We start from the raw sequence: 14356 nt of genomic DNA, 5'->3' as shown, positions 1-14356 counted from the left end.
CCGGGCTGATGCTAGCTGCAGTCCCCGCCCCCAGCGCTCTGGCCCAGGGCGTGCCGATCGTCGACGGCTCGAACCTCGCCAATGCGATCTCGCGGCTCTCCGAGGGGGAGCGCGACTTTGCCAAGCAGCAGGACAAGCTCGGCCGCCGCGAGGCGCAGCAGGATTTGCACCAGGAGCAGCTGGAGGCCTACGCGCGCTTCCTCGAGCAGACGACGGGCACGACAGATGTCTCGGGCTTCGAAGACGGCGCGGGTGGCTTTCCGAGCGCTGCCGAAACCTATCCGGTGACGGAGGAAAGCAGCGCTGATGCGCAGAGGCTCTTTGGCGAGGATGCCAGCGTCGAGCAGATGATCATCGAGACGGCCGCGAAATACGAAACCCACGCAGGTGTCGGCGCCGCGGGCCTGACCCCGCTGACCTGGCGCATCCTGTTCCAGTCGCTCATCAAGCAGGAGAGCCGCTTCAACAATGCCGCTGTCTCGCATGTGGGTGCCATGGGCTTTTGCCAGCTTATGCCCGGCACTGCCGCCGATCTCGGCGTCGATCCACGCGATCCCTGGCAGAACCTCGACGGCGGCGCGCGCTACATCCTCGCTCAGCTCCAGTCCTACGGCCGGATCGATTTTGCCCTCGCCGCCTATAACGCCGGGCCCGGCAATGTCGACAAATACGGCGGCGTGCCCCCCTTCGACGAGACGCAAAACTACGTCCGCCGGATCCGCGGCTACTACCAGAGCTATCTGTCGCTCATCACCGGCAAGGACCAGACCGGCACGCTCGCCGGGATCGATGGCGCCTCGGCGCAATGGGGCAACTGGTCGAATGCCTCCATGGGCTACGCCAACGAGGTGAACGCCCAGATCGATATGGCGATGCAGCGCATCTATGGCCTCCTGCAGCAGGCAAGGCCCGAGACCGAAAAGCAGGCCGCCGATCACAACACCTACATGATGGCCGAGCGGGCACGGCTCATGGCGCTGACCCTGCGCCGGCGCGCTGCACAGGTGAAGGTGGAAGCCGCCCGCGGCATGTCGGATGCCGCCCAAGGGCTGCAGGCCACGAATTTCTGGGAGTACCGCGATGAGTAAGACGACCGCTCGCAGGGCCCTGCGTCGCTTTGCCATCTGCCTCGGCACCGCCAGCGCCGCGACCCTCGCGCTGACCGCGCCCGGTCTCGCGCAGGGCGTGCCGGTCATCGACGGCTCGAACCTCGCAAAGAACGTCGAGCAGCTGCAGCAGGCGCTGCAGGATGCCGAAAACCAGATCGAGCAAATCCAGCAGCTGAAGAGACAGATCGAGCTGCAGATGGAGCAGATCACCAGCCTCGAGTTCATCGGGGACTCGCTGACCGGCTTCAATGACATCGCCACGCTCTACAACAGCGCCGAAGACCTGCGGGACCGCGCCGCCAAGATCACCGACCTCAGCGGCTTCGCCGATGACCTGGCCATGGGGGACTTCGACGCCCTTCTCGACAACCTGCTCGATGGCGATGTCACCATGGGCGAGAAGCATGCCGCCGAGCAGATGCGCGAAACCCTGGCTTCGGCCGGGCTGACCTCCGATCGGCTCTCGCAGCTCTCCTCCTCGGAAAACCCCCAAGACAAGGTCATCGCCCAGACCGCGGGCACCAGCGCAACGGCGATTGCCGCGGCGCAGCTGTCGTATGAGGAGGCTGAATCCAGCCTCGAGCGGGTCAACGGCCTAGTGGATGAGATCGCCAATCAGGAGACGCTCAAGGAGAGCGTCGATCTTAACACCCGCATGGCAGCCGAGACCAACTTCATGCTCGGCCAGATGTGGCGGCTCAACGCCGCCGCCGGCCTCGCACAGGGCCAGACCGGCGTGAACTGGGCCGCCGAGCAGGCCAAGGAACGCAGCTTTTTTGATTACTCGGGCACCGCCGACTGAGCGGCGCCTAAACGCGATTTGAAAGAGGAGACCCATATGTTTGCGAAGATGATCACGGGCCTGGCGGCGGGCTTTGCCCTGGCGGGTGTGGCCAGTGTCGCCTGGGCCGAGGACTACAGCGCCGCCTCGGCACCGGAGCTCAGCGCAGCGGCCGTCGCGGCGGTGGACGCCGAAGATGCCGACGACCTGCTGGCGATCATGCAGGAGATGCAGAGCCGCAGCATGTATTTCTTCGAAGGCGACGAGGCGCTCTGCCGCCGGGAGCCCCCGAAGGTCGGGCTGCTCGCCAAGCCGGGGTTCAACTTCGGCACCGCGCGCACCGCCTATCAGACCTTCAACAAGGTCCAGCGCCTCGAAGAGCAGACCTGCACCTGCCCGCAGGCGGCGCGCTCCTTCGAGGAGTTCTCGGTCAAGTTCCTTGGCGTGATGCCCGAGGACATCTCCGAAACCGAGATGCAGAAGCTGCGCGAGTACAACATCGCGAACAAGAACGCCGTGTACGCTGAATATCGAGACTTCCGGAATCAAACCTGCCGGGAGGCTCCCTGATGGCCATCATCGCGGATGTCCTGTCGGCGGTAGATACGACGGCCGCGTCTGTCGGTGCCGCCGCCTACAACGAAGTGGCGGGCTCGGTCATCCCGGTGTTCCGCGTTGGCGCGGTGCTCCTCGTGGCGATGACAGGGATCAACCTCGCGATCCAGGCCGTCCCGATGACGGTCCGCAATGGGCTCAGCCTCATCACCCGGATCGCCCTGGTCATGATCTTCCTGTCCTCCTTCGCCAACTTCGACGCGGTCTATGGCGTTCTGACAGAAACCCCGAGCCAGTTGGGCGGGACTGTACTCTCAGCCATGACTGGTGCCAGCGTCACGGACCTCTACCACGGTCTCGACACGCTCTATGTACAAGCCCTCGACCTTGGCCAAGCGGTCTCCGAGAACGGCTCCTACATCTCCGGCGCCCTCGCCAGCCTGCTCATGTTCCTCATCGCGGCCCTGATGGCGACCATCTCCATCGTCGTCATCTGCGCTGCGAAACTGATGATCGCGGTGCTGATCGTGGTCGGGCCGCTGGCGATTGCCTGCACGCTCTTCAAGCAATCGGCGCCGATCTTCGAGACCTATACCAAGCTGGCTTTGGGGTTCGCCTTCGTGCCGCTGCTGACCGCGGCGATGGCCGGCTTCACCATCGCCACCAGCGAGATGCTCGCGCCTGAACCGGATACCGCCGAGACCATCGGCGACATCATCGGCTTCGTGGTCGTCATGATGCTCGGCACCGGGCTCATGTTCATGGTCCCGACCATCGCCCAATCCCTCGGCTCGACCGCCATTGGCCTCGGGCAGGCCGCCTCCGGCACCTACCAGCAGGCCAAGTCCCACAGCTATGGCGCTGTGGCCGGCGCCCGCGGCATGGCCGAGGGCATGACCGGGCGCAAGGAACCCAAATACGGAATCAGCTCCGGCGCCCGCCGGGAAGGCCATGCGGTCGGCGCGGCAATCTCGAGCGCCGCGGGCGGCGCGCCTGGCAGCGCGGCCGCCGCCGCCCGGCTCGCCGTGTCCCTGGCGCAGAAATCCGTCGCCAAGGGCGGCAAGTAATCGGCCCGCGAAGGAGGTTTTGGTGAAAGAACACAGTTTCGATACGGACATCATCATGGCCCCGCGCCGCAGTGAAAAGCGCGCCTGGATCGTGGCCGGCGTTGCCACCGGCGTCTCGGTCCTCATGGCCCTCTCCATCGCCACGATGATGCCGCTCAAGACGACCGAGGTTTTCACCGTGCTGGTGGACCGCGACACCGGCGACGCGGAGCGGATCATGCAGGTGCAGCCCACCGGCATCGAAGACGAGCAGGCGGTGAAGGAAAGCCTGCTCGTCTCTTACGTCTCGGACCGCGAGTCCTTCCTCATGGCCGGCATCCAGGAGCGGCTCGAAAGCGTGCAGCGCCGCTCGGCTGGCGGCGCCCGGCGCTCGCTGGTTTCCCTCTGGAGCAATGACAGCGACAATGAGACCTACCCGCCCCGCCTCTATGGGCAGGGGGCGGAGGTGACAGTGCGGGTGAAAACCATCACCTTCCTCGAGACGACGGTCGCCCAGGTCCGTTATGAGAAGACCTTGCGCACGCCGCGCCAGGACAGCGTCACCCGTCCCTTCGTCGCCGTCATCGGCTTTGAGTTCCAGCCGCGCGAGGAACGCGCCCTCGAACGGGTCTGGGAAAACCCGCTTGGCTTTACCGTGACAAGTTTCAATGTCTCGGCCGAAACGCTGGGAGGCTGACAATGCGCAACATCTTTGCACTCACGTTCGCCGCCCTCCTTCTCCCCCTGCCGGCGCTGGCAGAACGCGCGCCGCAAACCATGGGCCAGGACGCCCGCGTGCGCTCGGTCTGGTATAACCCCTCCGACGTGATCCGCGTCGACACCAACCTGCGGACCAACACTGCGCTCGAGCTCGGCCGGGGTGAGCGGATCGAGCAGGTGCTTCTCGGGGATTCCGAGGCCTTCGATGTCGAGGTTCTGTCGAACCGCAATACGGTCTCGGTCAAACCGGTCATCGCCAGCGCCCACAGCAACATGACCATCTACACGTCGCGCCGCGCGATCGCCTTTGTCCTGACCGAAGGCCGCAGCAAGACCCCGACCTACCGCGTCGTGGTCAGATACCCCGAGGACCAGCCGGCCCGGGCATCCAGCACGCCCAAGGCGATCGGCACCCGCGACACCGGCTACGAATACGCCGGTGGCGGACAGCCCCGCCCCACGGCGGTCTGGAACGACGGGCATGCGACGTATTTCGAGTTCCGCCAGGAGGTCCGCCCCTCGATCTTCGCCGTCGACAGCGAAGGCTATGAGCTGACGGTGAACTCGCAGACCCGCGGCCGGATCGTGCGCGTCGGCGGTCTGGCTGACGCCTTCACCATCCGGATCGGCGACGAGGTGATCTGCATCCGCCGCGTGGCGGGCGGCAAGACCGTGGATCCCTTCATCCTCCGCAGCCTTGCCGGGAAGGAATTCTGAGATGGCCGAGCATATAGGCACCGACGATCAGGCTTTCGAGCAGACCGATTTCGAGGGTGAAGGCACGGCTCAGGAGAAAGCCTACCGCGTTGAGCGCAAGCCCCGCCGCGCGGCGCTGGGGCTGAACTCGCTCGCCGGCAAGCTGATCTCCGGCATTATCGCGGCCTGCCTGCTCGTGGTGCTGGCCTACGCCATGGTTGCGGGCGAAGAGGACAGCGCGCCCGTGGAAACCTCCAACGTGACCGAATTCCAGGACGGGGCGACGGGCGGCGGCTTCGGCAACATCGCGCCTACCGCTACACCAGAGCCCGAAGACGAAGGCTTTGACTTCGGCCTCATCCAGGACCAGCTCGACAGTCAGCGCAGCGCGCTCGAAGAGCGCAATGCCTCCCTGCAGGAACAGGTGCAGAAGCTGCAGAGCAGCCTCGCCGATCTGTCCGGTCGTGCCGGCAGCGAGGACAGCGCCGTCGTCGCAGACCTCTCCCGTGCGCTGCAGGAAACACAGGAGCAGAATGCCCAAATGGCACAGCAGATGCGCGAGGAGTTCGCCAACCAGCTGAAATCCCTGCAGGCTGCCAATGAAGAGCGCATGACCCAGCAGGAAGAGACGCTGGAGTCGCTGCGCCGAGAAAACCTGGCGCTGCAGACCGAGATCACCACCGCCAGCAACGACGCCGCGCAGGAGGCCCAGGACGCCGAAGCCGAGCGGCGGCGGCAAGCTGAGCGCGAGGCCGAGCTGGCCGAGCGTCGGCGCCAGCAGCAGGAAGAGCTGCAGGCCCGCGTCGAATCAGAGGCGGTGATTTACGACAGCGGCGCAAGCTCAGGCAGCGCGGAACCGGCGCAAGGTGGGCCTGGGGACACAGCCGGCCAACTGAGCCCGCGCGGGCAATCGCGCGACAGCGCGCTGCGCGCCTTTGTCACCGGCAGCACTGGTGCCACGCCGACCGAGCAGGCGACGGAGATTGCCAATCCCTCCTACACCGTTCTGCAGGGTACGATGATCCAGGCGAGCCTCGAGAACGCCGTCGACTCCTCGCTTCCCGGCGTCGTATCGGCCGTGGTCAACTACCCGGTCTGGTCCTTCGATCAGAGCCAGGTGCTGATCCCCTCTGGCTCGCGCCTCTTCGGCTCCTACAGCTCGGACATCGACATCGGTCAGGGCCGCATCCTCATCGGCTGGACCCGTCTCGTGACCCCGGGCGGCCAATCGGTGCAGCTCTCGGCCTTTGGCGGCGATCAGATGGGCCGCTCCGGCATCAGCGGGCAGGTCGACACCCGCTTTGGCACGCGCTTCGGCAATGCCGCGCTGATCTCGCTCATCGGTGCGGGCCCAAGCATCGCCGCCGCGCAAATCGACGATGACACCACCTCCGACATTGCCCGCGATGTCACCGAGGATCTTGGCGACGCCACCAGCTCTGCGGCGGCGGACTACGCCACCCTGCCCCCGATCATCACAGTCGAGCAAGGCAGCGCCATATCTGTCATCGTCGATCGCGACTTGGAGTTCTTCTGATGACCGCAGCACCGCCGCGCGCGTCCTTCCTTGCAAGCTACCTTGTGCCTCTGGGCCCCTATCTCGGGGATCCACACGTGGTGGAAGTGGTGATCAACCCAGATGGCGGGGTCTGGGTCGAGCGGCAAGGCGACAGCCACATGCAGCGGGCCGAAGGGCTGGGCTTCGCGCCCGCCCAGGCCGCCGACCTCGCCAAAGCCATCGCTTCTGAGGTCGACGTGCCGCTCTCGGCGAAAAAGCCGATCGTCTCAGGCAAGATCACACATGCCGGCGCGCCGCTGCGGGCGCAGGTGGTGGCGGCGCCGGTGATCGAAGGCGCGCCCTCGGTCTGCTTCCGGCGGTATTCGCAGTCCAAGCTCGAGATCGGAGACATGACGCTTCTGCATGGTCAGCTCATCGATCTCGACAAGCGGCGCCGCGACCGGGCACAGCAGGTGCGCGAGTTGACCGGCGCGGGCAAGGTGACCGAGGCCATGCAGCTTTGCATCGAGGATCGACTCAACGTGGTGATCTCCGGCGGCACCTCCACAGGCAAAACCACCTTCGCCCGCGCGCTCCTCGACATGGTGGGCCCGCGCGAACGGCTGGTCACCATTGAAGACGCCTTCGAGCTCTTCCCGGCCCACGCCAACACCGTCTCCATGAAATCGGACCGGTTGCCGGGGTCTGAAAAATCCCCCGCCAAGCTCCTGGAATCCAGCCTGCGGATGCGCCCCGACCGAATTATTCTCGGCGAGCTCCGCGGCTTTGAGGCCCTCACCTTCCTCGAAGCCATCAACACCGGCCACGGCGGGTCCTTCACCACCATCCACGCCGACACCGCGCTCAAGGCCATCGATCGGCTTGCGGTGATGGTGCTCGGCACTGGGCTCAACATGAGCTTCGAAGAGGTGCGCCGCTACTGCGCGCACAGCATCGATGTGGTGATCCAGCTTGGAAGAGAGGATGGGAGAAGGGGGATTGCGGAGATTCTTCTGCCAGGGATGGGAAACTGACGGGCGGTCAGGTACGAGCCTTGCGCAATGGTGAAGAAGGGTAATGCTTACGGGTGGTATTTTGCGCGTTGGCCGTGCGCTGGGGCAGCCATCTTCGTATGATGCAAAGCAAGGTGTGCCCATAAATGGGCACACCTTATCGTTAGAATCGGAGAATTGGGTTTTCCTGGATCTCGTCAGCGGCATTCTTGACGGTCAGAGTTGCCCGGTTTGGAAAGAAAATTGTCTCCCCATGTTTAGATTTACGTTGCTGTATCTTCCGACCCTCATCGGTTTTCTGGTTCGCCACTTCACCTGGCCTCGGAAATGGCCGACTTGGTTGGGCGCCTTACTCGTGCCTCTCGGGCTGCTTGTGGCGATCGGCCGCCTTTTCGACACCCGGACCTTCACGACACCCGGGCTGGCCATCCCCTACTTCTTCATCGCGATGATGTGCTATTTTTGCGGCGTGATGATTGCGAATGTCCTTCGGCACCACCGCAGCAAGGCGTGATGCCTATACCGCGCGCGGCCCTGATCGGCTCCGTGGCGTTAACACTAGGTTCTTCTCGAACGCTTGCAGGAGGCCCTGCATTGCGTTGTGGGTCGCGGGAAGAAGCTCCCATAGTAAATTTCCTTCGAGTTCCGCGACGGCGACTCCGATGTGCAGGATTACGAGCAATATCACGGAGGAGGCGAGGATGAGCCGCAACCCCAACCGCTGCCCGACGCATCCGGGCGAACTGCTCTGCGAGGATGTGATCCCCGCGACCGGGAAATCCAAGTCCGAAATCGCGCGCCTTCTGGGGATATCGCGTCAGCACCTGCATGACCTGCTGGCCGAACGGAAGCCCGTCAGCCCGGAAGTCGCCGTGCGGCTCGGTAAGCTATTCGGCCCCGCGCCACTGGTCTGGATCAGGATGCAGGGGGCCTATGATGCCTGGCATGCAACCCGCGACGTCGATGTGTCGGCCATCCCGACACTAAGCGCCGCGTCTGATAGCGTGGCCACGACCTAGACCTTCGCGTCTGTATCCCGGCCTCCTGAAGGGCAAAGCCCTCGGATGAACGTCCCAGGGACCGGCTGCAGAGACGTGATGAGACAGACTACGAGGTGCAGTAGTGGGCTCGCTCATTGCTTATCTTGTCGATTGACAATTTAATCGAGCGGAGTATCTTGAGTGCCAAGAAAGAAGCACACGTCGAAGGAAATCGAGACCGTCATCCAAGAGCTCGAAGAGCTGGGATGGGCTCTTATCGAAGGCAAAGGGCACGCGTGGGGGATCCTCCGGTGCCCTGCGAACGATAAGGAATGCCGCTGCGGCGAGTTTTGCCAGATGTCGGTCTGGTCGACACCCAAGAACCCGCAGCAGTTCGCGAAGAAGATCCGGCAGAAAGCTCTGGCCTGCGTGAGGCTTGATAAAGAAGGCGAAGGAAAGTCCGATGGCTGAAGAAATCGAATTCGAACTGGTTTTCGCGCTCCCGGAAGGTGAGCACGATGCGTTTGCGCTGTCCGACGCCGTCTTCGAAGCGGGCTTCGAGGATGCTCTCGTGGGCACCGGTCATGCAGGCCTGCTGGGTGTAGAGCTGGAAGCCGAAGGGGACGATGCAGAGAGCGTGATCCTTGACGCCGCGCGGGCGCTGATCAAAGCGCTGCCGGCTGGCACTGTCTTGCGCGAGGTCCGCCCTGATCTGGTGAGTCTCGCAGATGTTGCCGAAAAGCTCGAAGTGAAGCGTCAGGCCCTTCAGCAGCGCAAGATGCCCCTCCCCGTCGCGGGCGGCCTATACCGCATTGATGAGATGATCGAGGTGGTGATGGAGGCCTCCATGCCGAAAGAGGGCCAGCGCCGTCCTCGTTTTAACCTCGCTTCCGCTTCGAAGTGGTTTCGCGCGGGACCCGCTGCACGGCGCGTGAATGCTCAATTGACAATGCGCGAAATCGACCCCGCCACGATCGAGCGAACCCCCCGTACCGATCGCGAACAGCCTGCTGTCCTTCAGCCCTAGAAAGGGCCAGCTTTCGACGGTTCTGCACGCCGCTCGCGCATCCGGTTCGGGCTTTTTTGTCTTTGACATGACGGCGACAACCGAAGCTCGATAGGGGAGCGGACCAAACGGGCGTACGGTCGTTTCTTCACCCCTTCCCGCTAAGGATCTGTCGCCCCCAAAACACTACCTAGCTCCTCCATGGTAGCCGCCATTCGGCCGCATCGGAGACCCGGTGACAGAATTCATGCCATCCCCACGGCAGGTACATTTTTCAGGGCCAAAGATCGTTTTTCAGGTCCGGCGGTGGGCGGTGAGGACAGAAGGATCGGCCGACCGGGGAAAAGGCTTCCTAGACCTTCTCGCTCTCCTCCTTCTGCACGCCCCCATCGGCATCCTCAAACTTCGACAAATCCGTCGCGCCCGCCCGCTTGGGACGCCGCCGGGAGGCCACTCCGCTTTCCCCGCCCTTGTTCCTCTTGGCCTCCGCCCGCGTCCGCATCTCGGCAAACCGCTCGCCGTAGTGCTCGCAGGTCTCGACCGTCTCCTCCGCCTACGTAATCTGCGCCAGGCTCGCGACCTTGCGCTTCGGCCTGGCGGTCAGCGGCGGATAGGGCAGCGCGTGCCCGTGTCGCGCCGCCTCAATCGGCCCGAAATGGTGGTCCTCGTAGGACGTGATCCGATGCGCCTTGATGGGATACTGGCCCTCCGGCAGGATCAGCACCTCGTCGATCGGGAACTGGAGGAGCTTGCCCGGCGAAAGCAGCGCCCGCTCTTCACTGCGGCGACTGATATTGGCGCTGTCGTCGAGCTCGCGAATACGGCTCTGGCTTTCGGTCTTCGACACCACGGTGTGTTTGCCCAGCATGTCCGACAGGACCGTCGCCGTGTGGTCCTCCTGAGGCGTCATAAATATTTTTACCCCGGCGCCGGCCATAAGCGCGCGGCGCCCGGCCTCACCATAGAGCGAGGTGTTGTCGAGACCGGCAATCGACTGGGTGATGATGAAGAAGCGCCCGCCGAAGGAGCGGATCGTCTTGATGCTGTTTTCGACCAGCGGCTGGCGCCCGAGCTGGTCGAACTCGTCCATCAGGAACATGACCGTGTAGGGCTCGTCGGAACCCGGCTCAGCGCGCTGCAGCGACGCGATACCCTCGGCGAAGAGCAGTCGCACGAGGGGCGCCAACGTGGTCAGGTGCTCGGATTGCGTGGTGATGTAGAGCGTCTGCGCCTCCCGGCGGAAACTGGTCAAATCGAAGTCGTTCTCCAGCGTCGCACGGACCACCGAAGGGTCGTCCCAGAGCTGGAAGCCGGCACCATTGATCACCGAGCGGTAGCTGTCGGTGATCTTCTGGCTCATCCCCGCCATCTCGGAAAAGATCGTCGCGACGATGGGGATGTCGGTCATCTCGGCGTACTCGCGGTAGGTCTCCTCGGTCTTGCCGCCGCCCCCGAAGATCTCCTTGGCAAAGCCGAGGTTCGGCCGGCCCTGCTCGATGGCAAAGAGACAGGAGGCGACGAAGAGCCGCTTGCCGGCCTGGTAGAAGCCTTTGGCCGCATCTCCCTGCACAACCAGGAATTGGTCTGCCAGGATATTGAGCGCGGTATACTGCTGGTCCGGCGCAGAAATGGCCGCGATCCGCGCCAGTGGGTTGAAGCGATGCGTCCGGGTCGAAGGCCCGCCTTCGGTCTCCACGTAATCGAAGGGCGAGAAATACCAGATGCGGTTCCCGAGACCCTTCTGGCGATGGATCGCGGTTTTCTCGAAGTTCTCGCCCTTCACATCGAGCACGATGGCGCTGCCGCCATGATGCAGAAGGTTCGGTCTGACAAAGCCCACACCTTTGCCGCGCCCGGACGGGGCCACCATGATGAAATGCGGAAACCGGTTTGGCGTGGCGGAGATGTAGAGCCCCTGCTTTTCCGGCCCCGTGGTCTTGCCGAAGACGAACCCCTCCTCGGAGATCGGCTTGACCATCTTGTTGCGCCGCATCTCCCGCCGCGACTGGAAATGCGCGTTGTCATAGCTGGTGAGCCGGCCGCGGTAGACCCCGGCGACCCCCACGGCAACCAGGCTTAGCGCCACCAGACCGTTGATGAGGAAGATGACCTGCAGGGCGTCTGGATTGGCTTGAAGCGTGGGCCAGCTCCAGCGCAGGAACCAGGGCTCGAGCGGATCGAGGCTGCTCAAGCTCTCGCGGAAGACGAGCGCGCCGTAGATGGTGGCGAGCATGGCGCCGATGTAACCGCCGGGCAGCAGACCGCCAATCACGGCGAGCGGATAGCGCCACGCCGTATCTAGATTCTGGATCATCGTAAGAGATCCTCCCGTCTGCTTAGAGCTCGTGCCCGTCCTCGATGCCCAATCCCTGCTCGGCCGCGAGCTCGGCCTGCCGGACCTGCGCCATGGCCTGGTAGGCCTCCACGGTCTCGCGCTCGCGGGCCCCCTGCCCCACCACTAGGTCGGCTTCGTTCTTCAGCTCGCCCGCGACCGCCGCCCGAACCGCGGGATCGCGGATTTCGTCCTGCAGCGGGGTGCTGTCGCCCTCGAGCACGCGTCCCAGATCTTCATCCGAGAGCGTATCCGCCATCCGATCGACGAGGCTCTCGATGGCCGGCACGTCGGCAAGCTGGTGGTGCTTGTCCACGGTCAGCAGCTGGTCGAGCGCCAACTGCTCGACAAGGTCCCGCGGCACCGCCACGCCGTCGATGATCCGATGCCCCTCTTCCAAGACCGCGGCCAGCCGCGCGGAGGCACCTTCGTCCAGACTTTCCGTGCGGCCCTGCCACAGCGCCGCCTGCGCCAGGGAGTGGTCCCCCTGCGCCGCGTATTCCGCCAACTCCTCGGGCGTCGTGCCAAGCTGCGTCATAAGATCCGCATCCGGCTCAAACGCGGCGGTCAGCGCCTCGCGCAGATCGTCCAGCGTGCTGTCGATCTGGCCTATGCGCGGATCCTCCGCCTCGAGCCCGTCCCGTACGTGCTGCAGCGAGGCGGAGGTCAGATGCGCAAAGAAATCGTCGCGCGTCTCAGCCGTCAACGCGTGGTCCTTGAAGAAGGGATCGGCCTGGGTGGCGGCCATAAGCTCGGTGCTGGTGCGGGAGAACTCCGCCTCCATCCGCACCCGCTCCGGCCCCGCCTCCATAGCCTGGATGCTCTCCCAGGTCTCCCGCGCCTCGGCCAGCAACTGCTCGCGCGCCTGCGTCATGGCCGCGACGGGATCAAAGCTCCCCGCCTGTTCGGCGGCGTGCGTCTGCGGTGGCATCAGGGTGTCTGCCTCGGGCATGAGACGACCTCCGTCTTCAAGGGTTTGCGCCGACGCGAAGAACGCCTGCGACAGCTTTTCCATGAAAGCGTTGCCAGGGCCGGAGAGCGAAGCGAGCAGACCAAGACTGGAATACTGCCTCGCAAAGTCCTGCACCACCGCGCGGCGGTGCGCCCTCTCCGCATCCGACATCGGCGGCGGCGGAACCAGGTCCCCCCGACCGGTCCTGTCATGCGCCGCGCGGTACTCGGTCTCGCGCGGCGGGTTTTCGATGATCCCGCGCGACAGCCGGTTGGAGGCCACCATGTCGATGCCATGCGCCCGCGAGAGCTCGGCATGACACTCGCGCATCACGTCGTAGTTCAGATCCGACTTCATGCTGATCGACAGGAAGTTGCCCCAGTCGCAGCCGACCTTGTCGACGACAAAATGCGCATGGATGTGATCCGGGTCGCGGTGCACCGCGGCGACATAGCGCCACTGATCGCCATAGTCGCCGCTGGCAAAGATTGCCTGCCCCCACTCCCGCGCCACCGCCTCGGCCGCCTCAATGCCTGTGCCCTTGGGAAAGCTCAAAATGATGTGGTCGGTGTGCCCGCGCCGGGGGGCGCCGCGCCAGGACGAAGACCAATCCTCCACCGCCCGCGACAAAGTGTTGGGGCGAAGATCACGGTCCACCCCGGCGAAGTTCGTCCAGGTGGCATGTGCCGCGTCTTCCCGGGTGATGTAGTTGAGCTGGCGGGTCAGCTCCTCCTTGGAATGGCACCCCCCGGCCCGGATCCGCTTCACCACAGACTGCGGCGAGCGCTGCGCGTTGCCGGCAAAGGCCCGGAAGGACCGGGCCTGTACGCTGCCATGCCCCGCGCCCGGCACGCGCGTGCCCGTCCCGCCGCTCCGGCTGCGGCGCGCGAGGTCCTCGAGCGGATAGCCAAGAACGGCCTCCTCGATCGACAGCGACCCCGACCCCGCCCTCATTTATCCACCTCCGGGAAGGCCACATCCGCCAACGTCCGCCGGCGCGCCACGTTGATGAAATTGGTCAGCGCCTCGGTGAGGTCTCCCACCCGCGCGTCGAGCTGCGCCACGGTCTTGCCGTCCCGGACGTTCCACTTGAGCCCCCCGGAGTTCGCAAGCTGGGTCATCTGATTGAGATTGCGCCCCACCGCCACGAGCTCGCGCCGGCTCTGCGCGAGGGCCTCGATCTCCTCGACCCGCAGATCAAGCGCCCCGACGGCCAGCCGCATGAGACGGCGAATACCGTCCGAAGGCGTCAGCCCCTCCGCCTCCATCAGCGCCTTGAAGGCCGCGTATTCCTCGACACTGACCCGGGTGCCGACCACCGCGCCTTCGGTCGTGGTGTGCGACGAGACCGCCTGGTTGCGCACGCGCGCCACCGTCTGGCGCGACCGGCCGCTACGCCGGGCGATCTCGGCCTCGGACAATCCCTCGCCCAGGAGGCGATTGATCTCGGCAATATCCTTGTGGGTGAGACGGGGCCCGCGGGGCATATCGCAACCTCAAGCAGCAATCAAAATTCAGACACGCTCTATAGATGTACAACGCAATACCGTTCCAGCCAACCGACCATAAAGGCCGGTTTTCGCCCCTTCGGGGGATTTCCGCTTGCGGAAACCGGACAGCCTTCATGGTCTCCGTATCGCGCCCGGTGACCCTTCGGGGTCACTTAGG

General features: G+C 64.6%; 15 protein-coding genes. 12 read left to right on the top strand and 3 right to left on the bottom strand.

The features are described from left to right. The first annotated feature begins 8 nt into the window (after positions 1-8). From LC039_RS23955 to LC039_RS23900, 12 genes are all read left to right on the top strand, one after another. Complete coding sequence (locus LC039_RS23955) at positions 9-1088, top strand: lytic transglycosylase domain-containing protein (protein ID WP_226628927.1); 1080 nt, start codon at positions 9-11, stop codon at positions 1086-1088. Further along, positions 1081-1911, top strand: a complete 831-nt coding sequence (locus LC039_RS23950; protein ID WP_226628926.1) for a type IV secretion system protein — start codon at positions 1081-1083, stop codon at positions 1909-1911. The genes LC039_RS23955 and LC039_RS23950 overlap by 8 nt, the downstream gene beginning before the upstream one ends. A gap of 36 nt (positions 1912-1947) precedes the next feature. Then, a complete protein-coding gene (locus tag LC039_RS23945) occupies positions 1948-2460 on the top strand; it encodes a hypothetical protein (protein ID WP_226628925.1) in 513 nt (170 codons plus the stop codon). After that, complete coding sequence (locus tag LC039_RS23940) at positions 2460-3512, top strand: type IV secretion system protein (RefSeq protein WP_226628923.1); 1053 nt, start codon at positions 2460-2462, stop codon at positions 3510-3512. Before LC039_RS23945 ends, LC039_RS23940 begins: the two co-directional genes overlap by 1 nt. Positions 3513-3534: 22 nt before the next feature. Continuing rightward, positions 3535-4188, top strand: a complete 654-nt coding sequence (locus LC039_RS23935; RefSeq protein WP_226628922.1) for a virB8 family protein — start codon at positions 3535-3537, stop codon at positions 4186-4188. A gap of 2 nt (positions 4189-4190) precedes the next feature. Then, positions 4191-4928 carry a TrbG/VirB9 family P-type conjugative transfer protein gene (locus LC039_RS23930; RefSeq protein ID WP_226628916.1) on the top strand — a complete coding sequence of 246 codons (738 nt, stop codon included), beginning with the start codon at positions 4191-4193 and terminating at the stop codon, positions 4926-4928. Position 4929: 1 nt separating this feature from the next. Beyond that, positions 4930-6444 (top strand): TrbI/VirB10 family protein, encoded by a 1515-nt coding sequence (locus tag LC039_RS23925; RefSeq protein WP_226628915.1) that lies wholly within the window; start codon positions 4930-4932, stop codon positions 6442-6444. Next, positions 6444-7439 carry an ATPase, T2SS/T4P/T4SS family gene (locus tag LC039_RS23920; RefSeq protein WP_226628913.1) on the top strand — a complete coding sequence of 332 codons (996 nt, stop codon included), beginning with the start codon at positions 6444-6446 and terminating at the stop codon, positions 7437-7439. Before LC039_RS23925 ends, LC039_RS23920 begins: the two co-directional genes overlap by 1 nt. Positions 7440-7686: 247 nt before the next feature. Beyond that, positions 7687-7932 carry a hypothetical protein gene (locus tag LC039_RS23915; RefSeq protein WP_226628911.1) on the top strand — a complete coding sequence of 82 codons (246 nt, stop codon included), beginning with the start codon at positions 7687-7689 and terminating at the stop codon, positions 7930-7932. Positions 7933-8119: 187 nt separating this feature from the next. Continuing rightward, a complete protein-coding gene (locus LC039_RS23910) occupies positions 8120-8437 on the top strand; it encodes a HigA family addiction module antitoxin (protein WP_226628910.1) in 318 nt (105 codons plus the stop codon). 162 nt (positions 8438-8599) lie between these two features. Next, positions 8600-8869 carry a hypothetical protein gene (locus tag LC039_RS23905; protein WP_226628908.1) on the top strand — a complete coding sequence of 90 codons (270 nt, stop codon included), beginning with the start codon at positions 8600-8602 and terminating at the stop codon, positions 8867-8869. Continuing rightward, the gene (locus tag LC039_RS23900; protein WP_226628906.1) at positions 8862-9425 is read left to right on the top strand and encodes a hypothetical protein; all 564 of its coding nucleotides are present in this window, start codon (positions 8862-8864) and stop codon (positions 9423-9425) included. Before LC039_RS23905 ends, LC039_RS23900 begins: the two co-directional genes overlap by 8 nt. Before the next feature lie 532 nt (positions 9426-9957). On the opposite strand, the gene LC039_RS23895 is transcribed toward LC039_RS23900, so the two are convergent. From LC039_RS23895 to LC039_RS23885, 3 genes are read right to left on the bottom strand one after another with little or no spacing between them, the layout of a single operon-like run. Continuing rightward, positions 9958-11718: a type IV secretory system conjugative DNA transfer family protein gene (locus tag LC039_RS23895; RefSeq protein ID WP_226628905.1), complete on the bottom strand. Its 1761-nt coding sequence runs from the start codon at positions 11716-11718 to the stop codon at positions 9958-9960. A gap of 22 nt (positions 11719-11740) precedes the next feature. After that, positions 11741-13642, bottom strand: coding sequence for a relaxase/mobilization nuclease domain-containing protein (locus tag LC039_RS23890; protein ID WP_226628903.1), 1902 nt, complete (start codon positions 13640-13642; stop codon positions 11741-11743). After that, positions 13639-14175 (bottom strand): helix-turn-helix domain-containing protein, encoded by a 537-nt coding sequence (locus tag LC039_RS23885; protein ID WP_226628901.1) that lies wholly within the window; start codon positions 14173-14175, stop codon positions 13639-13641. The genes LC039_RS23890 and LC039_RS23885 overlap by 4 nt, the downstream gene beginning before the upstream one ends. Positions 14176-14356 lie beyond the last annotated feature (181 nt).

Origin of the sequence: Alloyangia pacifica, assembly GCF_020524285.1 — a bacterium.
GTDB classification, from domain to species: domain Bacteria; phylum Pseudomonadota; class Alphaproteobacteria; order Rhodobacterales; family Rhodobacteraceae; genus Salipiger; species Salipiger pacificus_B.
Note: the sequence above shows the minus strand (reverse complement) of the source record. Positions and strands in the feature narration are given on the sequence as shown.